Source organism: Shigella dysenteriae (genome assembly GCF_022354085.1).
In the GTDB taxonomy this organism is placed as follows: domain Bacteria; phylum Pseudomonadota; class Gammaproteobacteria; order Enterobacterales; family Enterobacteriaceae; genus Escherichia; species Escherichia coli.
The window spans coordinates 3,575,864-3,598,056 of sequence record NZ_CP055055.1 but is presented as its reverse complement, the minus strand read 5'-3'; the positions used below and the strand labels follow the sequence as shown (position 1 = coordinate 3,598,056).

Here is a 22,193-nt window from a genome sequence, read left to right as displayed (position 1 = left end):
ATGTGGCATGAATATTGATGCGAGCAAATCGCCGGAATTTCCCGTGATATAAGGGCTGAGAGCAAATCGAGAAAAGTTGATATTTTTTGTCATAGATAGCGAAAAAACGCCTGAATATTGTAGTTTCAGGCGAATAATGCAACAGAGTATCAGTGTAGATCACTACAGAATATTTGCGTGATAAAAAGCTATTTGGCGGGAATTATTTCCCTGCTGCGGGTAGTGATATTTTTGAAAATAACACCCTCAGAAATTCCAGTCTTCATCTTCTGTTTCAACCGCTTTCCCCATCACATAAGAGGAGCCTGAACCGGAAAAGAAATCGTGATTTTCATCGGCATTTGGCGAAAGCGCGGCGAGGATTGCCGGATTCACTTCCGCCATTTCTGCGGGAAATAACGGTTCGTAGCCCAGATTCATCAAAGCCTTATTGGCGTTGTAACAGAGAAACGCTTTCACATCGTCAGCCCACGGGGTTTCGGCGTACAGCTCATCGGTGTATTGCAACTCGTTGTCGTAGAGTTCCAGCAACAAATCGAAGGCGAAACTCTTCAACTCTTCACGTTGTCCCAGAGATATCTTTTCCATGTTTTTCTGATATTTATAGCCTATGTAGTAACCGTGGACTGCTTCATCGCGGATAATCAGACGGATCAGGTCCGCGGTATTGGTCAGCTTTCCGCGGCTGGAAAAATACATCGGCAGCCAGAAACCGGAATAGAACAAAAAAGATTCAAGAAACACACTGGCGATTTTCTTTTTCAGCGGATCATCACCGCGATAATGTTGCTGAATAATCTGAGCTTTTCGCTGCAACGGTGCGTTTTCTTCACTCCAGGCGTAGGCGGCATCGACATCTTTGGTCTGGCATAGCGTCGAGAAAATCGAACTGTAAGAGCGGGCATGAACCGCTTCCATAAAGCTGATATTCGATAATACCGCTTCTTCATGAGGCGTGAGTGCATCGGGCATCAGCGAAGGCGCGCCGATAACATTTTGCAGCGTGTCGAGCAGCGTCAGGCCAGTAAAAACGCGCATCGTCAGTTGTTGTTCTACGACAGTTAATGTCTGCCAGGCAGGAATATCGTTCGACAGCGGCACCTTTTCTGGTAGCCAGAAATTGCTGGTCAGGCGATTCCACACCTCCAGATCTTTATCGTCAGATATCTTGTTCCAGTTGATGGCGCTGATACGTGAGAGTTTCATAGATATTCCTTAAAGTGCACAGGAGACGCAGCCTTCAATTTCAGTGCCTTCCAGCGCCATCTGACGCAGGCGGATGTAATAGAGCGTTTTGATACCTTTGCGCCAGGCGTAAATCTGCGCTTTGTTGATATCGCGAGTGGTGGCGGTATCGGGGAAAAACAGCGTCAGCGACAGCCCCTGATCGACATGGCGAGTCGCTTCCGCGTAGGTGTCGATGATCTTTTCTGCGCCGATTTCGTAAGCGTCCTGATACAGCGCCAGATTTTCGTTAGTCATAAATGGGGCAGGGTAGTAAACGCGTCCTGTTTTGCCCTCTTTGCGTATCTCTACTTTCGCCACAATCGGATGAATACTCGACGTGGCATGGTTGATATAAGAGATAGAACCGGTTGGCGGCACCGCCTGGAGATTCTGGTTGTAAATGCCGTAGCGCATCACGTCATCGCGCAGTTGCGCCCACATCTCACGGGTAGGTAACGTAATACCGCTGCGGGCAAACAGTTCGCCAACTTTCGCCGTTTTCGGCTGCCAGTTACCTTGCAGATATTGGCTGAAATATTCACCACTGGCATAGCGTGACTGTTTGAACCCGGCGAAGGTTTGACCGCGTTCGCGCGCCAGCAACATCGAGGTACGCAGTGCGTGCCAGGTGATGGTATAGAAATAGAGATTGGTGAAATCCAGTGCTTCCGGCGAACCATAAGCGATGCCTTCTCGCGCCAGATAACCGTGTAAATTCATCTGCCCCAGTCCGATGGCGTGCGAGGCGGCATTTCCGGCTTCGATGGACGGTACGCTGCGAATATGACTCATATCTGATACTGCCGTTAAACCGCGCACGGCAGTCTCTACCGTGCGGGCAAAGTCGGGGGAATCCATGGTGTGGGCAATATTCAACGAACCTAAATTGCAGGAGATATCATGGCCTGTGCGGGCATAGTCGAGATTCTCGTTATACTCTGAGGCGCTGTTAACCTGCAAAATCTCTGAGCAGAGATTACTCATATTTATGCGCCCGGCGATAGGGTTAGCACGGTTTACCGTGTCTTCATACATGATGTACGGATAGCCGGACTCAAACTGGATTTCTGCCAGTCGCTGGAAGAAATCACGGGCGTTGAGGTATTTTTTTCGAATGCGTTCATCGGCAACCAGTTCGTCATAGTGTTGACTGATGGCCACATCGGCAAACGGCTTGCCATAAACTCGCTCTACGTCATAAGGCGAAAACAGCGCCATCTGCGCATTCTCTTTTGCCAGATGGAAAGTGATATCCGGGATCACCACGCCAAGCGACAGTGTTTTAATGCGGATTTTTTCGTCGGCATTTTCCCGTTTCGTGTCGAGAAAACGCAGAATATCGGGATGATGAGCATGTAAATAGACTGCACCAGCCCCCTGACGAGCGCCGAGTTGGTTGGCATAGGAAAATGCGTCTTCCAGCATTTTCATCACAGGAATTACGCCAGAAGATTGATTTTCAATACGTTTAATTGGCGCGCCCGCTTCCCGCAGATTCGACAGCAAAAATGCTACGCCGCCGCCGCGTTTCGACAGTTGCAGTGCGGAATTTACCGCCCGACCAATCGACTCCATATTGTCTTCAATACGCAGCAAAAAACAGGAAACCAGTTCGCCGCGCTGCTGCTTACCGCAGTTGAGGAATGTTGGCGTGGCTGGCTGAAAGCGTCCTGACAGCATTTCATCTGTCAGTTGCAACGCCAGCGTCTCATCGCCTTGTGCCAGCGTCAGCGCCACCATCGTGACTCGATCGGCAAAATCTTCCAGATAACGTTTACCGTCGAATGTCTTCAACGTATAGCTGGTGTAAAACTTCCATGCCCCGAGGAATGTCTGGAAACGAAAACCGCTGGTGTGTGCGTGGGCAAACAGCGTAATGACAAAGTCGCGAGAGTAGCGATTAAGAACGCTTTCATCATAGTAACCTTCGTTGACCAGCCAGTTCAGGCGCTGCTGCTGGCTACTGAAGGTCACACTGTTCGGACGCACATGTGTCGCCATAAAAGCGTCAACGGCCTGCCGATCTTTATCGAACTGAATGCGACCTGCGCTATCGTAAAGGTTAAGCATCGCATTCAGCGCGTGATAATCCATCGTTTCCTGCGTCAGGCGTTCTGCGGTTGTCGTTGCCAAAATTCGGTTACTCCTTTACGAACGTTTTCGATATCGCTTTGCGTACCCATGAGTTCAAAACGGTACAGCCACGGCACGCCGCATTTCCGGGCAATCACATCTCCGGCGCGGCCATACGCCTCACCAAAGTTGCGATTACCAGAAGCAATAACGCCGCGAAGCAACGCCCGGTTGTGCTCGTCGTTTAAAAAGCGAATTACCTGTCGTGGCACCGCGCCAGCCGTACCGCCGCCGCCGTAAGAGGGCACGATCAGGATGTAAGGCTCGTCTACCTGAATCCGTTCCCGCTCATTGAGCGGGATGCGCACCGCGGGCAGCCCTAAACGTTCGATAAAACGCTGCGTATTTTCGGAGCTGCTGGAAAAGTAGACGAGCTGGCTCATGCACTGGCCGCGTGTGGCGCTGGATGCAGACGATTGATCATGTCCGGGCGGAAACCAGACCAGCTAAGATCGCCTGCAATCACTACCGGCAACTGACGAAAGCCCTGAGCACGCAACGCTTCTGCCGCTTCAGGAACGCGATCGACATTAATCATTTCAAAATCAAAGCCCCGGTTTTCCATCGCCCGTTTGGTGGCGTGGCACTGAACGCAATCGTTACGAGTGTAAATAGTAATGCGCATGATTCGTATTTCCGTTTAAAATGAAGATACGGCGCGATGATACGCGTCGGGTTGTCTCTCTGTTGATACAGAGATACTAGATGTAGTTGAAAAAAGATTCAACCACACAATATATAGCAAATAGTGGTCGAAATTACCCTGGATATGAGCGTGACGGGGTAGGGGGATTTTTGTGATTCACCAGGCAAAAAGAAACCCCGAAGACAGGCTTCGGGGTCAAAGACGCGTATTTATTATCATTTTTGCACTACGATTTACGCATGCTCAACAACGCACCGATAAAAATACCTACCGCAGCAGCAGTTCCCACACTACACCAGGGTCGTTCACGAACAAAAGAATCCGCGCAGCCAACGGCATCGCGTGCGGCTTGCTGGACGCGAGTACGACCATGCATTCGCGCCCTGGTTTCTTTCAGCAATGCCTGAGCTTTACTGCGTGCGGCTTCAGCTTCCCCTTTGGCGTCGCTGCCCCAGGACTTCAATACAGATTCGAGGCTGTCAGCTAATTGATTGACATCATTCTGGATATCCTGCACGCCATCATCAACGTCGTTGCGGTTCGGTCGGTTAAACATATGATCCCCCATTAGAATTCGATGTAATTTTCAGTGTAGACCATAATTTTCTTAACTGAGGCTCATCGCGGCTTTATGGACTTTTCTGAAAGCGTTGTGAATGCGCAATCAGGTAAGGTAGGCCCGCGGTTGATAATAACGAGGATCAAATATGTATTTACGACCAGACGAGGTGGCGCGCGTACTTGAAAAAGTCGGTTTTACTGTCGATGTGGTAACCCAGAAAGCGTATGGTTACCGCCGTGGGGAAAATTATGTCTATGTTAATCGCGAAGCGCGAATGGGACGTACCGCACTGGTAATTCATCCAACATTAAAAGAACGTAGTTCGACACTGGCTGAACCCGCTTCCGATATTAAAACTTGCGATCATTATCAACAATTTCCGCTCTATTTAGCAGGCGAGCGACACGAGCATTACGGTATCCCGCATGGCTTTAGTTCGCGTGTTGCGCTTGAACGTTATTTGAATGGTTTATTTGGCGAAGCCAGTTAAAGACGCGACTGGCGATGCCAGTCGCGAAAAGAAGAGTCAGGCTTTTACCTGCTGGTAACGGCTGACTTTAAACAGTCGGCGGCAATAATCGAGGAAGTAGCCATAAACCGCCCCCATCAACATCGAAACAACGATGTTTGAACTGACCGCCGCCATAATCTGATGCCAGTCTGCGCCCACCACTAACAAGATCGCCACATACACCGGTGACTGGAACGTCACATAAGCCAGGATATCCGCCAGATTTTTTATCCAGCCCGACGGGCTAACTTTGCGTGCCGCGCGCATAAACAGATCGCGGTACATACCGTATGGCCATGCAATTAAGATGTTCACCGGAATCGCTACCAATCTGGAATAAAAAGACTGTTCGAAGCTCATTCCGGAGAGGAAAACTTCAATACACATGTTCACGACAGAACAGTAAACAACCATCGCGAACGTATCTGCAACTGCATGACGCAAGCGTGACTGCGGTGAGAACATGCTAATGCTCCTTAATAAAAGCGTAATGGGATGTTAATGGAGATGAAAGCAGTGGATCTCATTACCATCTGCATTTTCGCATAGCGTATATCGCTGGCTATGACTAATCAATTAGTGAAAAATTTTTATTTAGTTAGTTTTTGTAGATAAAATATTCCGTAACGGCTCGTTTTTTGTACATTGTGGATTTTTACATTCCGATATGATTTATTTTCAATTAAATCAATTAGATATGACCTTGCCTTTAATTTCACTAATGAAAGTTTGGGGGTGAGGTAACGCTATAAGCGTAGAGAATTCGGTGTATGTCGTGACCGGGTCATTTACAGCATTTTTTATGCCAGAAAATGTACATTAACAGCAGAAAGCACCAGTGAGGGGTGTTTTCTTTTATTCTATTATATTGCATTTTTATTCACTTCGGTTTTGTCAGGCTTGCGGAATTAGCGAGCAGAGAGCGCCACTCTGTTCACCAATAACCTAAATTACTCATCAAAATGGCTAATATATAATCTTGAAATTATTCTGAGAGTTTCAGAAAATAACAGCTGAAATAATCTCGCGCAGGACTGTAAATAGATTAAATTTTGTGGAAATATAATAAGTGATCGCTTACACTACGCGACGAAATACTTTTTTGTTTTGGCGTTAAAAGGTTTTCTTTATTATGTCCGTAATGTTACAAAGTTTAAATAACATTCGCACCCTCCGTGCGATGGCTCGCGAATTCTCCATTGACGTTCTTGAAGAAATGCTCGAAAAATTCAGGGTTGTCACTAAAGAAAGACGTGAAGAAGAAGAACAGCAGCAGCGTGAACTGGCAGAGCGCCAGGAAAAAATTAGCACCTGGCTGGAGCTGATGAAAGCTGACGGAATTAACCCGGAAGAGTTATTGGGTAATAGCTCTGCTGCTGCACCACGCGCTGGTAAAAAACGCCAGCCGCGTCCGGCGAAATATAAATTCACCGATGTTAACGGTGAAACTAAAACCTGGACCGGTCAGGGCCGTACACCGAAGCCAATCGCTCAGGCGCTGGCAGAAGGTAAATCTCTCGACGATTTCCTGATCTAATTACTGAGGCCGGATGTTGCTGATATGGCGCGTCCGGCGTCGCTTCTCAAGCTCATTGGTTCCACGGCATCTTATCTAACAACCTTGCCATCCCACAAAAACCGCTAATTCCTGCAAACAGTAACCCGGCACCAACAAAGCCGCTTAATAAGAAGAAACCGCTATTTACGGTATAACCCAGTATAACGCCGATTAATATTAAACCACCCGCAGCGATCTGCACCTGGCGCATTAACGGCAAGGGTTGAGATTTATTTACCGCTACTGGCAATCCTGCTTTTTTCCAGCCATCAATCCCATCTTCGAGTAAAAAGATTTCTGCGGGGGCGGCAATCGCTGCTAATTTATCGGCGTTATTACTGGTGCGTTTACCTGCCTGGCAGTGGAATATAATTTGCTCGCGACGTAATTTAGCCGGGAGACCTGACTGTTCCAGCACGGATAATGGAGCCAGATCTGCTTCAGGAATATGTTCACGAAGATATTCATCAGCGTCACGAATATCGATTAACTTTGCGCCGCGTGCGATTAATTCTTGTGCATCATGCGGCGAAATGGTTGTCAAAGCCATAGTGACTCCTTACGGACAATAGACATTTTTCAGGGTGGCGATAATGGCATTTACCGCCTCATTTTTAATGGAATATAGAATGCGTTGGGCATCCCGTTGGCTGTTGATAAGCCCTTCGTCCCGCATACGAGCGAGATGCTGTGATGTCGCAGAGGCGCTCAGTCCGGTAATGCGCGTCAGCTCTCCCGCGCTGGTGCCGGGGGAACCGCTAAGCATGCACAGAATCAGCAACCGTTTAGGGTGGCTCATTGCTTTCAATAAGGCCGCTGCCTGTTCGGCACTGGCCTGTAATTGCGCGAGTTCAGTCATATTTATTTAAGTATTTTCTAAATTAAGTAAACTCTAAACTAAAAATGCAACATATACCAGCCTCAGCAGCGTAAATGAGAGTAAAAGCGTAAGCTGAAACTGGCAGGCTCCGCTAAAATTACTACGCTTAAGAGATAAAATCTCTTTTTAAACAATGAGTAATTTTCTTATAGGGAGTACATATGGGTTTCTGGAGAATCGTCATCACCATCATTCTGCCGCCGCTCGGCGTGCTGCTCGGTAAAGGGTTCGGTTGGGCGTTCATTATTAATATTCTGTTGACACTGCTTGGGTATATCCCCGGTTTGATTCACGCGTTCTGGGTGCAAACCCGCGATTAAACCTGTGCTCATCCCCGCGGCGTTAACGCGCCGCGTTCCTCTGCTACACTTTCTGAGTGTTTCCGTTAACGAATGAGGTAGCTATGGGTCTGTTCAATTTTGTGAAAGATGCCGGAGAAAAACTCTGGGACGCGGTTACAGGTCAGCACGATAAAGACGATCAGGCGAAGAAGGTGCAGGAGCATCTGAGCAAAACCGGTATACCTGATGCCGATAAAGTGAACATTCAAATTGCCGACGGCAAAGCGACGGTCACTGGTGACGGCCTGAGTCAGGAGGCGAAGGAGAAAATCCTTGTTGCGGTGGGGAATATTTCCGGTATTGCCAGTGTTGATGATCAGGTGAAAACGGCGACACCAGCCACTGCCAGCCAGTTTTATACCGTTAAGTCTGGCGACACTCTGAGTGCCATTTCCAAACAGGTCTACGGTAACGCTAATCTGTACAATAAAATCTTCGAAGCGAATAAACCGATGCTAAAAAGCCCGGATAAAATTTATCCGGGGCAAGTGTTGCGTATTCCGGAAGAGTAGTTAATTGCCAGCCATCGCCTGCTGGATAATGGGAATTGGCGTCAGTAAATGCTGGCGCATTAACTCACTGGCGCGCGCGGTATCTCGCGCCAGTACCGCCGCAGTCAGGGTCTGGTGCTGATCGTGTTTATCCTCCAGCATTTCCACCGAAAGCACTGTTTGTCGCAGCCAGATAAATCGATAGCGCGCCGCCAGATCAAACAACCGTTCACGCATTTGCAGCAAATAGTGAGAACCACAGCCCGCCACAATTGCAGTATGAAACGCCTGATGACGCAGATCCCACTCATCAAGCATTTTCTCGCTGGCGTCACAGGCCTCAAGCTTACTCAGCAGATGCGCTTTTGCGAGAACGTCTGCCTCCCACTCATCGCCACCGCGGGCAATCGCCAGACTCACTAACATCGCTTCCATATTGGCGCGGGCATCGAAAATATCGAGCAGCTCCTGCTCTGACATAGACGCCACCCGATACCCTTTTTGATTCACCACCGTGACCAGCCGTTCCGCCACCAGTTGAGAAAGTGCTTCCCGCAACGGCCCAACGCCAAGTGCATAACGCGATGTCAGCAAACTCATCCGTAATTTTTCATCCGGTTGAAAATTACCGCGAATAATATCGTTCTTCAGCCAGCGATAGCCATCCAGAGACGTAATGGTCATGGTGTGACTCCTGATCATTATCAGCGCGTATTATGAACGGGTGTTTTTTGCCACAATACCAGCTTTTTCCAGCGCGCCATAATCGGCACGGTACAGATAATCCCTATCGCTAATAAGCCGGTAGAGATCACTTCTAACTGTTGCGCCGGGCGGAATAACATCACCACCAACACAAAGGTAATAAAGCCGATTACCAGCCAGGTGAGCCACGGGTAAAGCCACATGCGCAAGCGAATTTCGCTTCCTTCTGCTCGCAGAATTTTGCGCATCCGCAACTGTGAAACGGCGATGACTAAATAAACCAGCAGGGCGATAGCACCGGAGCTGTCTATCAGGAATTTAAACACTTTCGCAGGTGCGTAATAGTTCACCACCACCGTTAAAAATGCTGCTCCGGTGGAGAGTAACACCGCCACGTACGGGGTTTTACTGCGGTTGATTTTACCCATTACTGCGGGCGCATCACCGCGACGGCTTAAGGAGTAGAGCATCCTGGAAGCGGTATACAGCGCCGAGTTCAGACAGCTGGTTACGGAAAGTAATATCACACAGTCCATGATTAATTTCGCATGGGGAATATTGAGCAATTCCAGAACCGAGCGATAAGATCCAACGGCTTTCAGCCCCGGCATATTCCACGGTATTAACGCCACTACGACAAAAATAGAGCACAAATAGAAGATAGAAATACGCCAGATAACCGAGTTGGTAGCGCGGACAATATGTTTTTCCGGCGTGTCGGATTCCGCGGCGGCAATGGTGACAATTTCTGCGCCCATAAACGAGAACATGGTGATCAACATCGCGCTTAATACTGCACCGAAGCCGTTGGGCATAAAGCCGCCGCTATCCCACAATCTTGAGATCCCGCTCACGTCGGCATACGGGTAAAAACCGCTAATTGCGACTGCACCAAGGAAAATAAAGGCCAGGATAGCGATGACTTTGCACAGCGCCAGCCAGAACTCAAATTCGCCGTAGTTTTTAACGCTTAATAAATTACTGCCAGTTAAGGCAAGGGTAATGACGAGGGAAAATAACCAGATGGGAATGCCTGGAACCCACGAGTGCAGGATCATGGCGGCGATGTTGGCTTCCAGCGGGATAACCAGTACCCAAAACCACCAGTACAACCAGCCGATGGTATAGCCCGCCCAGCGGCCAATCGCTTTATCGGCATAGGTGGAAAACGAACCGGTATCGGGTGTGGCAACCGCCATTTCTGCCAGCATCCGCATAATCATAACCACCAGTAGCCCGGCGAACAGATAGGCCAGTAATACCGCCGGGCCCGCTTCGGCGATGGCGACGCTGGAACCGACAAACAGACTTGCGCCGATAACACCGGCAATAGACAACATGGTGACATGGCGTGACTTCAGCCCGCCGCCTAACTCATGTGGTTGCGATGATTGCCCCATCCTGAATCCTCTCGAAAGTGTGTCACTTGGGAGAGCGCCCCGACATTTCCCGCGTCGGGTCACGCGTTTAATTGTTATTGATTCTTTTTGCCGGAGAGCGGCTCCGCCTTACCCGGCCAACATAGATTTATTCCTGTTCACGTACAGATTGTCGGATGCGGCGTAAACGCCTTATCCGACCTGGATCCCCGTAGGCCGGACAAGACGCGTAAGCGTCGCCTCCGGCAGGGTGCGCCGAATGTCGGATGCGGCGCAAACGCCTTATCCGACCTACATTTCCGTAGGCCGGACAAGACGCGTAAGCATCGCCTCCGGCAGGGTGCGCCGATTGTCGGATGCGGCGTAAACGCCTTATCCGACCTGGATCCCCGTAGGCCGGACAAGACGCGTAAGCGTCGCCTCCGGCATGGGTGCGCCGAATGTCGGATGCGGCGTAAACGCCTTATCCGACCTACACTCTCGTAGGCCGGACAAGACGCGCAGCGTCGCCTCCGGCATGGGGGCGGTGCTACTGCTTCGCCTCAGCAAAACACTGGCCGATGATCTCCAGCCCCTGACGAATCTGAGCGTCTTCAATAGTGAGCGGTACCAGGATGCGCAGCACGTTGTAATACGGGCCGCAGGAGAGAAGAATCAGGCCCTTATCGCGGGCGCGAGCCACGATCTCGGCGGTGAGTTTGGCGTCCGGTTTGCTGTGATCGCCATCTTCAAACAGCTCGATGGCGATCATCGCCCCCAGACCGCGTACGTCGCCGATCTCCGTGTGTTTTTCGGCGATCGCCAACAATCCGTCTTTCAACTTCTGCCCCAGAACGTTGGCTTTTTGCAGCAGATTTTCCTGCTCGAACACCTTCAACACTTCCAGCGCCGCCACGCAGGCAATCGGGTTACCGGCATAGGTGCCGCCCAGCCCGCCCGGTGCGACGGCATCCATCACTTCGGCGCGCCCGGTGACGCCCGCCAGCGGGAAACCGCCTGCGATCGATTTCGCAAAGGTGGTGAGATCTGGTGCCACGCCCATTTGCTCCATCGCAAACAGCGTGCCGGTACGCCCCGCGCCGCTCTGCACTTCATCGGCAATCAGCATGATCCCGTGCTCGTCACACAGCGCGCGTAAACGCTGCATAAAGGCTGGCGTCGCGGCGTAGAAACCGCCTTCGCCCTGAACCGGCTCAATCACGATGGCGGCGATATCTTCCGGCGCAGCATCATTTTTAAAAATTCGGTGGATACTGGCGATAGCGTCATCTTCACTGATGCCGTGCAGCGGGCAAGGATAAAGCGCGCGATAAACATGCCCTGGCATCAGCCCCATCCCCGCAGAGTACGGATTCACCTTGCCGGTCAGCGCCAGCGTATAGTGCGTGCGCCCGTGATACGCGCCGCTAAAGGCGATGGTGCCGCTACGTTTGGTGGCAGCGCGGGCGATTTTCACCGCGTTTTCCACCGCTTCGGAACCGGTCGTAACCAGCAGCGTTTTCTTGGCAAAATCACCCGGCACCTTCTGATTCATAATCTCGCACAGCTCCAGATACGGCTCGTAAGCCAGCACCTGGAAGCAGGTGTGCGACAGTTTTTTCAACTGCGCTTCCACCGCCGCAACCACTTTCGGATGCAGGTGCCCGGTATTGAGCACCGCAATGCCGCCCGCGAAATCAAGATACTCACGGCCTTCAACGTCCCACACCCGGCAGTTTTCTGCGCGATCAGCGAAAATGGGGTGAATTTGCCCAACGCCACGAGGAACTGCCTGACTACGGCGCTGCATTAACTCTTTATTGCTGCTCATTCGCGTTCTCCAGTTAAAGACCGATGCACATATATTTGATTTCTAAGTAATCTTCGATGCCATACTTCGAACCTTCACGACCCAGACCCGAGGCTTTGATGCCGCCGAACGGGGCCACTTCATTGGAAATAATCCCGGTATTGATGCCGACGATGCCGTACTCCAGCGCCTCGCCCACGCGGAAGACGCGACTTAAATCACGGGCGTAGAAATAGGCGGCAAGGCCAAACTCGGTGTCATTGGCCTGCGCGATCACATCGGCTTCATCTTTAAAACGGAACAGCGGGGCGAGGGGGCCGAACGTCTCTTCTTTCGACACTTTGGCGTTGGCTGGAACGTCCACCAGAATGGTCGGCTGGAAGAAGTTACCGCCGCGTTCGTGTGCTTTACCACCGCAAACCACGCGCGCGCCTTTCTCCAGCGCATCGGCAATATGCTCTTCCACTTTTGCTACCGCTTTTTCATCGATCAGCGGCCCGATGGTGACGCCTTTATCCAGCCCGTCGCCGATATGCAGTTTGCTCACCGCCTGCTGCAATTTTTCGGCAAAGCGGTCATACACGCCGTCCTGCACGTATAAACGGTTGGCGCAGACGCAGGTTTGTCCGGCGTTGCGGAATTTCGAGGCCAGTGCGCCTTCCACGGCTTTATCGAGATCGGCATCGTCAAAGACGATAAACGGCGCGTTGCCGCCCAGCTCCAGCGACACTTTTTTGATGTCTTTCGCGCACTGTTCCATTAACTGGCGGCCAATTTCGGTCGAGCCGGTAAACGACAGTTTGCGTACCAGCGGGTTGCTGGTCAGTTCATTACCCACCGCGCCCGCCGAACCGGTGACCACGTTAAACACGCCAGCCGGAATGCCCGCGCGGATCGCCAGCTCTGCCAGCGCCAGCGCAGAGAACGGCGTCTGACTGGCGGGCTTCAGCACCATGGTGCAACCTGCCGCCAGCGCCGGGCCGGCTTTACGGGTAATCATCGCCGCCGGGAAGTTCCACGGCGTGATAGCCGCGGTAACGCCAATCGGCTGCTTGATAACAATCAGGCGTTTATCGGCCTGATGACCGGGAATGGTGTCGCCATAAATACGTTTGCCTTCTTCAGCAAACCACTCAATAAAAGAAGCGGCGTAGCTGATTTCACCTTTCGCTTCAGCCAGTGGTTTGCCCTGTTCGAGGGTCATCAGGCGCGCTAAGTCGTCCTGATGCTCCATCATCAAATTGAACCAGTTGCGCAGAATGTTGGCGCGTTCTTTGGCGGTGAGCGCACGCCAGGCGGGCAGGGCGCGGTTGGCGGCGTCGATAGCGGCGCAGGTTTCATCAGCGCCCATTTTCGGCACGCTACCTAGCTTGTCGCCGTTCGCCGGATTGGTGACGTCGATGACTTCACCATTGTTGGCGTCCAGCCATTCCCCGTTAATCAACGCCTGCTGGCGGAATAATTTACTGTCGTTAAGTTTCATTGTTACGTCCTGTTTTCAAAGGTTATTGATTAAATGCGGCGTGTAAGGCATCCACACTACGTGCCGCTCGCAGCGTGCGTCCGGGGTTACTCTGGCTTGCCAACAGCGTTTGTACCTTGCTGACAATATGCGCACCAATAGGAATTGCTGATGTCGCTGCCGGGGAGGGCGCATTGCAGGTGTGGATCGTGCGCGGGGTGGTGACAAACAGAAAATCGTCAATCAGCTTGCCGTCCGGCGATACCGCCTGCGCCCGCACACCGGCGGGCCAGGGCTGGAGATCGCTTAACGAAAGCCGGGGACAATACTTTTGCACCAGCCGCAGATAGCCGCTTTTGCACAGCGAGTTTTTCATCTCGCCCAGTCCTGAGCGTAGATGGTTTTGCAGCACCCGGCGAATCCCCGACGAGCCCAAAATCTCCAGCGTGTCGCTAAATGAGAAGTCGCGCTTGCGATAGCCTTCGCGTTTGAAAGCCAGCACCGCGTTTGGCCCGACGGTGACGCTGCCATCGATCATTCGGGTGAGATGCACGCCCAAAAACGGCATTGCCGGGTCGGGAATGGGGTAAATCAGATGGTTAACAATCTGGTTATGCTCCGGCGCCAGGCGGAAATACTCGCCGCGGAACGGGCAGATGATAAAGCCCGGTTCGAGGCCGAGCATTTTCACCAGCCGGTCAGCCATCAGCCCGGAACAGCTAATCAGCGTCGATGCTTCATAGTCGCCGCCCTGACGGGTACGTATCACCACGCCGCTTTTATGCTCACTAAGGCCGCTGACTTCGGCGTTATAGATAATCTCGCCGCCTCTGGCCTGTAAAATTTTTGCCATCGCCGCCGTTACTTCGCGGTAGCTGACAATGCCGCTGGACGGCACAAAAATACCGCCAAGCCCGGTGATATTCGGTTCGCGCTCGCGCAGTTCATCGGCGTTTAACCACTCGCGCTCGATACCGTTTGCCGCCGTGCGTTCCCACAACGCGCGCATCCGTTCCATTTCGAGTTCAGAGGTGGCGACCAGCATCTTGCCGCAGTTGTCATAGCGAATGCCGTTTTGATCGCAAAAGGCTTTAGTGGCGCGGTTTCCCGCCAGGCAAAACTGTGCCTTCAGGCTGCCGGGCGTGTAATAGACTCCGGCATGGATCACGCCGCTGTTGTGGCCCGTCTGGTGACAGGCCGGGCCGGACTCTTTTTCCAGCAACGCAATGCGGGCGTCCGGATAGACATCAATCAGTTGCATGGCGGTCGACATGCCGATGATGCCGCCGCCAATAATCACAAAATCATACATCCGCTCAATTCCTTTGCGCTTACTGATGCGTCTGGTAGTGGTGAGTGGCGTAAGCGAAATAGCCGCGCTGGCGCATCAGTTCACGGCGCAGATCCGGGTGCGGAGTAAAGCGGTCGCGACCGTGCAGCCAGAACAGGTTGTTAATCAACAGGAATTTGCCAACGGGAACGGGTACAGAAAGAATGCCTTTGCTGGTTTCGATGGCGTCCGAAAGCTCGCTCAACCACACGCCTTCTTCGAAGTCTTTCGGCTGGACGAACTGGTCGATATAGCGCATCACCGGGCGGCCCTGCTGATCGACATCGAACACCGGATGGAAGACATCTTTGCTGACGTTTTTACTCGGCGGCGCGGCAAAGCGCATCGGACGGCGCGCCAGCGGATGGCGGAAAAAGTGGTCCAGATGTTCCCAGTCGTCGAGATGTAGCAGCAGCGAGTTGCCGCCCTGCATGTTCTGCTCGTCGATTTTCATCATCAGCACATAGTCGGTGATCTCTTCGACGTAGGTACCGTCGTTGTGCAGCTCCATTACGCGGTGCGGCTGACGCAGATAGCTGTCTGAGTTATCGACATTTTTCACTACAAAACGCGCGTAATACTGACCGCTCATCGCGTCGAAATTGGAGCGACCAATCAGATGCGCCACCGCCGTTGCCAGCTTCACCATCTCATCCGCTTGCTTCACATCATCGACACCCACCGCATTGATCAACAACGCACCTTCAGCGCGGTTTAGCAGGGTCTTCAACAGCAACGGTTGCAGCTGATTCGCACACAGATCATCAAGAATTTTGCCTACCCGAAAACGCAGAAACGATTTGTACTCCAGCGCCTGCACGGGCCACTCGGCAACCTGTTCGAGAAACTGTTTGGTCGTCTGTTCGGTGAAGGTGAGTTCCAGCAGACGCGGGGATTGCGCCGACGGGATGAGAGTGAATCCGCTATAGTCCTGGCCTGAATCGACAGCGTTATTTTGTACGGCGGTCAGTGCATTCATCAGAAGCGATCCTCTTTTGAGATGTAGGGTGACATGGCGATGCTCATTTCGTAGCCATAATCTAAAAATATCTACATTTCTGAAAAATGCGCACAAATGCGCCATATTGTTTTCTTATTGTGATCAAAAGCAACAAATTGGTAACATTTAACGTAGGGTATTAAGGCAAAGTGAGACAGGAAATGAATAACTAAAGCAACAGGTTAGGGGGAGATTACCATCAGAGAACAGATTATCTGGTCGATAAAAAACGGTAAATGGCTTCACTGCAAAATGACCGCTAGTAAACTAAATATATTATCTGCCCCGTTTTAGCGAGGCAGATATAACATTAAATTACAAATAGAGATAGTTCAGCGGTTCTCCTGTTCTCCCTAAAAGAAGAGCGCTACGCCCAGGAATGTTGATATTTAGAGTTCCGCCTCTAAGCATAAATGCTTTACCAGGGGGGATAATTTTTCGGGTATTATTAATAATAATGTTAACGCTATTACTCCCCATGTTTTTATATTTTCCAGGTTGCAATTTGTTAGGCCAGGCACCTTCAACTTCTTCGTTTCCTTTATTTATTATAACTAGTCCATCATGAGGAGAGTGATTAATGTTCACAGAATCCCCACGACTAAAGGCCAGAACGTTTTTAGTTGCAAATACACCCTCAAATGCGCTCCATATTCCTGCTTTATCTATATATAATGCGTGGAATTCATTGTAGAGCTGCTGATAGGTAGAGCAACCTTTATTAAGCCACGCCTCACCGCCGACACGCGTCGACCCATCATAATTTTTAATTTCAGTCGTTGATTTTAATACCTGGCCATCCCAGTAAACTAAAGGCCTGCTGAACGGGAGAGCGGCCATATATGCCATTGCTAATTGTTCATCTTGTTGATGGTTAAATAGAAAGTCATTGAAAAGATTGCCATTGTTAGGAAAATCGTGGTTAATGTTAATCAATATCCGTCTTTTTGATGGGATGCTTGAGATTGTGGAACCCGGTTTTGATGCAAGGGTTTGGAGATCGCCACCAAATGAAAAAGCTTTTATCGTCTTCATGAGCAATGAAAAATCAATGGCGCTTAAATCATCTCTTTCATAAAGCAGCGATGACATTTGTTCTTCATCCAACTGACAAGTTACCAGATATTCCATGTAATTCATGACGGCTTTTTCATGATATTTTGGGTTAAATAAGTTAGTATTGTGTAATCGCTCATTATAATTTTTAAGCGGTGGGGTTATTGATCTTTCTATTTGTTCATGTTTTGAGTGTTTTGCTGCATCGTAACGTAAACCTCGTACGCCATATTTTCGCATTTCACGAACGTATTGATTTTGCAGCATAATAACCTGGTCACTTTTGGGGGTTGTTTTAGGCATTCCATTTAAACGCTTTTCTTTTAATGCATGGAGGTTTTCCCATTCATCCTTAGAAATATTATCTTTACTAGCTTCGAAGTCTTTTGCAGTGAGATGTATATCTTCTGGATGGATTTGTTTACGTTCTTTTGTTACTGGATCGATAATAAATGGAATCAAAACCTGACCTTGCCAATAGCCAGGGATACCACCTTCTATATCTTTACTGATCTTCGCTCGTATATCAGCAGAGGGATAATCCAGGTCATTTTTACCACTCCCCCCGATTCCCATAAAGTTAAAGGTATAATCAGGAATGATATCGATACCAAATTTTTTAGCATCTTTAACCAATGCGATAAAATCCTGCAAATCTCCCATTGGATTGTGGATGGTACAAAGATCTTCGGGTTGATAAGCGTGAAACCAGTAACCTTTTTCTTCTTCGGGAGTTTCTGGTCCGTCGGCACGGAAAGTTGTCACTGGAGGGATTTGTATATACCCATAATGGCAACGTGCAAATTCAGACATATTTTCTCTGATTTGCTGGTAGGTGGCATTAAAAGCATGAAGAATCGCTTCGCCAGGTTTTTTGGGGGTGATGATTTCACATTGTGATTTCTGAACAGCAGTAAGAGATTTACGCTCAAGTGTTTGCCGTAGATGTTCTGGATTGATTAGTATTTTAAATGTTTCTTGCTGTCCGGAAGGTGACGTCACGTTAATATTATATACATCGGCTGCCAGCTCATAGTCAGGAATGTTAATAGCATATGCAACATACTTATCTTTTGGGGAGGGTTTGTCAGATATAATGTGGGTGAAATGTTCAGCAGGACCATACTGGTGAACCCCCTTGTTATCTTCTCTTTCATTCATTGTATCTCTTTGATAAATCCATGTTTTTCCTTCTCCTATCCTGTCTGGCGCTGTAATGCTACGCTGTGCAGCTTTATTCAGTTCACGGTAAGTTGTATCTGGAAAAAGGGAAATTTTATAATCGTTTTTTAACAGATCATTAATGATTTTTTCTGCGTGAAAAGTTGATATAATTTCTCTGTCTTTTAAATCCTGAGGATAAACTCCACAAGCATTAATAATATTTGTTACACAGTTTAGATATTCTAATGTATTTAATTTGGAATTTAGATCCCCGTCAGTAATGTTCCATGATAACAATGTGGGGTTGTCGATAGGTAAATTTCTTGGTCCTGGTTTTATAGAAAACATAATAACGTTCCTCTAATGGTAGAGTAATATGATGTATACGGAAACATAAAAATGTTTAATTGTTGTGAAAGTAATTGCAAACAGATGTCCTATTTTTATCCAATATTTATATGGAAAAGGATAATGCTTAAATCTGTTTTTTTAATTATCGATGTGGTCTGGAGAGGCAACTGTCAAAAATCGCTCATACGAAACTAATTATTAGCAGAATAAGTTCTATAAAAGAATATATTGCTATATGAAGTTTATTTTTATGGAGTGAAAAGTAACAGATATCATAATGATGCGAAAACTCTTCAGTTAATGTAATAAACTTATATTATTAGATACAAAATCATTACAAAGTATCATTGAATCGATGATAACTATAGATAGTGTTAATTATTAACATTTGCTTGTTGACTGCGAGTATCGACTTTGCGAATGGAGGCGATGTCGGGTTTTATGTCGCATGTATTGACGCCCCAGGATGGATGAGAACGCATAAAAATCTGTTATTTACATCATAAGATCATCATGTTTATTGCGTGGTTTATAAGTATTGTTATTGCATACTTAAGGCCCTTTAGCTCAGTGGTTAGAGCAGGCGACTCATAATCGCTTGGTCGCTGGTTCAAGTCCAGCAGGGGCCACCAAATCATCATTCATGTATCAGGAAGAGTTAAGGGTACAAGGGGTACTCGATGGCGGTCTATATTTCATGACTAACGCCATTTAAAGGAAGAAGTGCGGTGGGTGGTTTCGAATGAGGGCTGGTGTTTTGGTACGTGGCACGCCACTGCAATGTATTTATCCATCAGTACTCATTCAAAAGTACCTGGAAAAAATGCCCGCTATGCCAAGCGGGCAAATTGCTTACATGTGGAATTAAGTAATTAACGATAAAGCCAGAGTATTATCATTTATTATACCCATTCATTTAATCAGGTTAATTACTCAAATCACTGAACTATTCTCTGTTCGCTCACTGATGATGAGTGAGTACCACAACCAATGTATGTAGAACAATGCCGTAGAGTAAGGATGAAATGTCTCTGCCACGCCTTAAACATCTACTACTGACCAGAACACCCGCCGCAGGTAGATGAGTTTTGTGAGCGTTACAGGAGCGTGGCTATGCTCATTAACCAACGCTATTGAGATATAAATTTCTAACACTTGAAAAACGATTTTCACTAATAAATTATAACGGGTGTTTTTTATCATACAGCGAAATAACTTTTTGTTTATTAAATTTAACATTTTTGTGCTAATTTAATTAAAAAGTCCATGCGTAGCATGTGAAGCAGTTAATGCCAGCAATTGTCTCAAATGAGCGATTTTTTATAGTGACAAACAATAATAACATTAAAAATAGCCATGTAGACATTAACTGAGGAATAGACAATGTTAATTAATAAAAGCAACGGATTTAACGCTAGCGCAGTTTTGGGTAGTGGAAGTTATAATGAAAATAAATCTTCTAAACACATGGAGCTACTAGCTCATAGTATTGTAAAATTAATTTGTAAGGAAGCTGCATCAGAGACGTATCGCGGTGCTCTTGAAACTTTACAAAAAATGATGTCTGAATGTAAATATAAAGAAGGCAACGCCTTTGTCATTATGGGAGCTGGAGGACAATTAAAACGTATTAAATATGATGTTGATGAAAATAAATTAAAAATATTCAACATATACTTTGATAATAATTACGAGGTAGTTACTGATGGTGAGCCTGACGTAGTATTTTTAAGCAAGCAGGAGTGGGAAAATCTTCTCATTAAATTAAAACCGGAGATTAAAGAAAATGTGTTTTCTGAAAATAACAAATTATCGAGAGAAAATAATTTTGATCAGTATGTTCAATCCGCTAAAAGAAATGAACAGACCCTTTTCGATAATATAAGAAAAAGTGATTTTCATGTTGGTTCACTTAAGCCAGGTAGTATGAATAATGTTATTTTAGAAATGCCACCAAATGTCTGTATGGAATCACGTAATTCATATGAAAACCAAATAGATGAGATTTCATCTTTGTCAGAGTCAAAGGAACACCCCATAGATATTCAAGAAAAAACAGATGCGTTTGTGAATGAGTTCAGGGGGATATTATTTGATCAAAATGGAAGGTCTTCAGAGTTTCTACTTAATTTTTATGAATGTTGCTATGTGTTTTTACCAAGAGCGCAGCCTCAGGATAAAATCGAAAGCTATAATTCAGCACTGCAAGCTTTTTCCATCTTTTGTTCATCTACGTTGACACATAATAATATAGGCTTTGATTTCAAATTATTTCCAGAAGTCAAGCTGTCTGGAGAACATCTTGAAACGGTATTCAAATACAAAAATGGCGATGATGTCCGGGAGATAGCCAAAATTAACATTACTCTCCAAAAAGAAGAGGGTGGCTTATATAATCTACGTGGATTGGATTTTAAGGGATGCTTCTTTTCTGGACAGAACTTCAGTAACTATGATATTCAATATGTGAACTGGGGAACGTCATTGTTTGATGTTGATACTCCGTGTATTTTTAATACGCCTGCTAACCATGAGAGTTATGAAAAATCATTAAAACCTGTAAGCGAAAACGGTTTAAATGGAGTCTTATCTGATCGTAATAAAAAAATAAAAATGATCACGGGTGTGGCGCCATTCGATGATATTTTATTTATGGATGATGACTTTGATGATAACTCCCCTGAGGATGCTCCCATTGAGAATAGTCCTGTTGTGAATAGTCCCCTTGTATGAAGTTCTAAAAGTAGTTTTCAATGATAAATAAATGGCTATTTTTACGAAGAGATAATAAAGTAGATTGAAACAATATGTATTATTGATTGAGTAAATGGGATTATTCTTCACACTACATCCATTTTAGTGTCACTACCAAAGAAAAAGGGGCTACGTTTTCATGTAACCCCTTGATTTATTTGGTGGGCTAGCAGTGACTGAATTGGTGCTGTAATTGGTTGAAATATTTCATCTAATGTCTGGTTCAACTTTCCTTAGCTGCCTGAAAGTTTTTTGATCTTACCCAGCAATAACAGCGTTACGGTGCACCACGCCTGACTGAAGAACTGCGTGCTCAGGGTTACCACTTCAACGTAAAACCGTGGCAGGAGGTCCGGACTGAAAAAACTGCTCAGGACATCATCGGCAGGGAACGCACTGCTAGTCTGTAAACTGAACCGACTGGGGCGCAGTATGTGGCATCTTGTCGTGCTGTTGGAGGAGCTGTGCGAACGTGGTATTAACTTTCGTGCTCTGGCCCAATCTATATTTGCCCAACAATGGGGGGGCGAATGCTGTAAAAGTAAAACAATCTGCGATCTCAAAGTTATTGTGTGATTTTTATGTGAGCAGAAGATATTCATCAGAAACGATTATGTAAATCATTTTATTTTGCCAACGGCCTCATTGTCGAAAGAAAAGAATACGCCCGTGTTTCCTGAATAGATTGACTTTTTTATCCAACCACACTTCAGCGCACTGCGTTTAAAAAATGCCTCATTCTTATGCGGAATATCATCATTTCATCATGATGTCTTTGATGAGCGGTGAACACAATACACTTGCGCTGTCTCTTCAGGATGAATCCCCTGGTCTGGTGCCTGTGGGCTGATGTT

At 47.7% G+C, this 22,193-nt stretch carries 21 protein-coding genes, 1 tRNA gene and 1 pseudogene; 8 read left to right on the top strand and 15 right to left on the bottom strand.

The features are described from left to right. Positions 1–246: 246 nt before the first annotated feature. From nrdF to HUZ68_RS17175, 5 genes are all read right to left on the bottom strand, one after another. Positions 247–1,206, bottom strand: coding sequence for a class 1b ribonucleoside-diphosphate reductase subunit beta (gene nrdF / locus HUZ68_RS17195; RefSeq protein WP_000777969.1), 960 nt, complete (start codon positions 1,204–1,206; stop codon positions 247–249). Positions 1,207–1,215: 9 nt separating this feature from the next. After that, entirely contained in the window at positions 1,216–3,360 is a 2,145-nt protein-coding gene (nrdE, locus tag HUZ68_RS17190) for a class 1b ribonucleoside-diphosphate reductase subunit alpha (RefSeq protein WP_239593940.1), read from the bottom strand. Continuing rightward, entirely contained in the window at positions 3,333–3,743 is a 411-nt protein-coding gene (gene nrdI / locus HUZ68_RS17185) for a class Ib ribonucleoside-diphosphate reductase assembly flavoprotein NrdI (protein WP_000080947.1), read from the bottom strand. The genes nrdE and nrdI overlap by 28 nt, the downstream gene beginning before the upstream one ends. Continuing rightward, positions 3,740–3,985, bottom strand: coding sequence for a glutaredoxin-like protein NrdH (gene nrdH, locus HUZ68_RS17180; protein WP_001223227.1), 246 nt, complete (start codon positions 3,983–3,985; stop codon positions 3,740–3,742). The genes nrdI and nrdH overlap by 4 nt, the downstream gene beginning before the upstream one ends. Positions 3,986–4,232: 247 nt before the next feature. Then, positions 4,233–4,562 carry an ElaB/YgaM/YqjD family protein gene (locus HUZ68_RS17175; protein ID WP_001295174.1) on the bottom strand — a complete coding sequence of 110 codons (330 nt, stop codon included), beginning with the start codon at positions 4,560–4,562 and terminating at the stop codon, positions 4,233–4,235. Positions 4,563–4,713: 151 nt separating this feature from the next. Here HUZ68_RS17175 and HUZ68_RS17170 point away from each other — a divergent pair, with 151 nt between their 5' ends. Next, on the top strand, positions 4,714–5,058 hold the full coding sequence (locus HUZ68_RS17170) for a DUF2002 family protein (RefSeq protein ID WP_000281320.1): 345 nt from the start codon (positions 4,714–4,716) through the stop codon (positions 5,056–5,058). A 36-nt stretch (positions 5,059–5,094) separates the two neighbouring features. On the opposite strand, the gene alaE is transcribed toward HUZ68_RS17170, so the two are convergent. Further along, the gene (alaE, locus tag HUZ68_RS17165) at positions 5,095–5,544 is read right to left on the bottom strand and encodes an L-alanine exporter AlaE (RefSeq protein WP_000492656.1); all 450 of its coding nucleotides are present in this window, start codon (positions 5,542–5,544) and stop codon (positions 5,095–5,097) included. 667 nt (positions 5,545–6,211) lie between these two features. On the opposite strand from alaE, the gene stpA reads away from it, so the two are divergent. Then, positions 6,212–6,616 (top strand): DNA-binding protein StpA, encoded by a 405-nt coding sequence (gene stpA / locus HUZ68_RS17160; RefSeq protein ID WP_000115383.1) that lies wholly within the window; start codon positions 6,212–6,214, stop codon positions 6,614–6,616. Between the two features lie 52 nt (positions 6,617–6,668). Here stpA and ygaP read toward each other — a convergent pair whose 3' ends face one another. Both ygaP and HUZ68_RS17150 read right to left on the bottom strand, forming a co-directional pair. Continuing rightward, a complete protein-coding gene (gene ygaP / locus HUZ68_RS17155; RefSeq protein ID WP_001229448.1) occupies positions 6,669–7,187 on the bottom strand; it encodes a thiosulfate sulfurtransferase YgaP in 519 nt (172 codons plus the stop codon). A gap of 9 nt (positions 7,188–7,196) precedes the next feature. Next, positions 7,197–7,496 carry an ArsR/SmtB family transcription factor gene (locus tag HUZ68_RS17150; protein ID WP_000137282.1) on the bottom strand — a complete coding sequence of 100 codons (300 nt, stop codon included), beginning with the start codon at positions 7,494–7,496 and terminating at the stop codon, positions 7,197–7,199. A gap of 182 nt (positions 7,497–7,678) precedes the next feature. Here HUZ68_RS17150 and HUZ68_RS17145 point away from each other — a divergent pair, with 182 nt between their 5' ends. Beyond that, complete coding sequence (locus HUZ68_RS17145) at positions 7,679–7,837, top strand: YqaE/Pmp3 family membrane protein (RefSeq protein WP_000508177.1); 159 nt, start codon at positions 7,679–7,681, stop codon at positions 7,835–7,837. Between the two features lie 83 nt (positions 7,838–7,920). Continuing rightward, positions 7,921–8,370 carry a potassium binding protein Kbp gene (gene kbp / locus HUZ68_RS17140; RefSeq protein WP_000522424.1) on the top strand — a complete coding sequence of 150 codons (450 nt, stop codon included), beginning with the start codon at positions 7,921–7,923 and terminating at the stop codon, positions 8,368–8,370. On the opposite strand, the gene csiR is transcribed toward kbp, so the two are convergent. The 7 genes from csiR to HUZ68_RS17105 form a co-directional block, all read right to left on the bottom strand. Then, positions 8,371–9,033: a DNA-binding transcriptional regulator CsiR gene (gene csiR, locus HUZ68_RS17135; protein WP_000156806.1), complete on the bottom strand. Its 663-nt coding sequence runs from the start codon at positions 9,031–9,033 to the stop codon at positions 8,371–8,373. A gap of 20 nt (positions 9,034–9,053) precedes the next feature. Next, positions 9,054–10,454 (bottom strand): GABA permease, encoded by a 1,401-nt coding sequence (gene gabP / locus HUZ68_RS17130; protein WP_001301367.1) that lies wholly within the window; start codon positions 10,452–10,454, stop codon positions 9,054–9,056. A gap of 508 nt (positions 10,455–10,962) precedes the next feature. Further along, the gene (gene gabT, locus HUZ68_RS17125; RefSeq protein ID WP_239593939.1) at positions 10,963–12,243 is read right to left on the bottom strand and encodes a 4-aminobutyrate--2-oxoglutarate transaminase; all 1,281 of its coding nucleotides are present in this window, start codon (positions 12,241–12,243) and stop codon (positions 10,963–10,965) included. 13 nt (positions 12,244–12,256) lie between these two features. Next, a complete protein-coding gene (gene gabD, locus HUZ68_RS17120) occupies positions 12,257–13,705 on the bottom strand; it encodes an NADP-dependent succinate-semialdehyde dehydrogenase (RefSeq protein WP_239593938.1) in 1,449 nt (482 codons plus the stop codon). Between the two features lie 22 nt (positions 13,706–13,727). Continuing rightward, entirely contained in the window at positions 13,728–14,996 is a 1,269-nt protein-coding gene (gene lhgO, locus HUZ68_RS17115; protein WP_239593937.1) for an L-2-hydroxyglutarate oxidase, read from the bottom strand. 19 nt (positions 14,997–15,015) lie between these two features. Next, positions 15,016–15,993 (bottom strand): glutarate dioxygenase GlaH, encoded by a 978-nt coding sequence (gene glaH, locus HUZ68_RS17110; RefSeq protein WP_239593936.1) that lies wholly within the window; start codon positions 15,991–15,993, stop codon positions 15,016–15,018. A gap of 336 nt (positions 15,994–16,329) precedes the next feature. Further along, entirely contained in the window at positions 16,330–18,582 is a 2,253-nt protein-coding gene (locus tag HUZ68_RS17105; RefSeq protein ID WP_097470687.1) for an alpha amylase C-terminal domain-containing protein, read from the bottom strand. A gap of 559 nt (positions 18,583–19,141) precedes the next feature. Between HUZ68_RS17105 and HUZ68_RS17100 the strand changes: the two genes are divergently transcribed. The 4 genes and pseudogenes from HUZ68_RS17100 to HUZ68_RS17085 all read left to right on the top strand — a co-directional run bounded on the left by HUZ68_RS17100 (position 19,142) and on the right by HUZ68_RS17085 (position 22,189). Further along, positions 19,142–19,217, top strand: a tRNA-Ile gene (locus HUZ68_RS17100). Positions 19,218–19,968: 751 nt separating this feature from the next. Further along, complete coding sequence (gene ypjCB / locus HUZ68_RS17095; RefSeq protein ID WP_097470686.1) at positions 19,969–21,318, top strand: YpjCB family protein; 1,350 nt, start codon at positions 19,969–19,971, stop codon at positions 21,316–21,318. 360 nt (positions 21,319–21,678) lie between these two features. Beyond that, a pseudogene (locus tag HUZ68_RS17090) lies at positions 21,679–21,846 on the top strand (recombinase family protein); the annotation flags it as partial. 223 nt (positions 21,847–22,069) lie between these two features. Next, positions 22,070–22,189 (top strand): hypothetical protein, encoded by a 120-nt coding sequence (locus HUZ68_RS17085; RefSeq protein WP_001120794.1) that lies wholly within the window; start codon positions 22,070–22,072, stop codon positions 22,187–22,189. The last annotated feature ends 4 nt before the right edge of the window (positions 22,190–22,193 follow it).